The organism is Pseudomonas sp. P106(2024) (genome assembly GCF_057480815.1).
Map to the genome: position 1 here is coordinate 1 of NZ_JBLIYU010000058.1, position 422 is coordinate 422.

Sequence of the window (422 nt, forward strand, 5' to 3'; positions counted from 1 at the left end):
GGCCAGGCGCTCGACAACGGCAAGGGGCTGCTGACCAGCGAGGGTGACCTCGATATCGGCGCCGCCAGCCTCGACAACACCGACGCCGAGCTGAGCAGCGCCGGCAAGCTCACCCTGGCCACCACCGGCAAGGTAGACAACCAGCGCGGCTCGATCACCGCCGACGGCACCCTCGACCTGCGCAGCGCCAGCCTGGACAACCGTGCCGGCGAGATCGGCGCGCAGGGAGCCATGGATATCGCCACCGGCGCGCTGGACAACCGCGACAGTGGCCATGTGGTCGGCAACGACCGCCTGACCATCAAGGCCGGTCAGGTCAACAATGCCGGTGCAGACAGCCGCATCGACAGTGATGGCGCAATGAGCCTGACCGCCACGGGTTTCGACCAGCAGGCCGGGCGGCTGCTGAGCAAGGCCTCGAT

At 68.5% G+C, this 422-nt stretch carries 1 protein-coding gene; it reads left to right on the top strand.

Features of this window, described 5'->3' with window-relative positions:
- Window positions 1–422: hypothetical protein (locus AC25M7_RS25500; RefSeq protein ID WP_486971640.1), on the top strand; the 422-nt coding region annotated here is incomplete at both ends.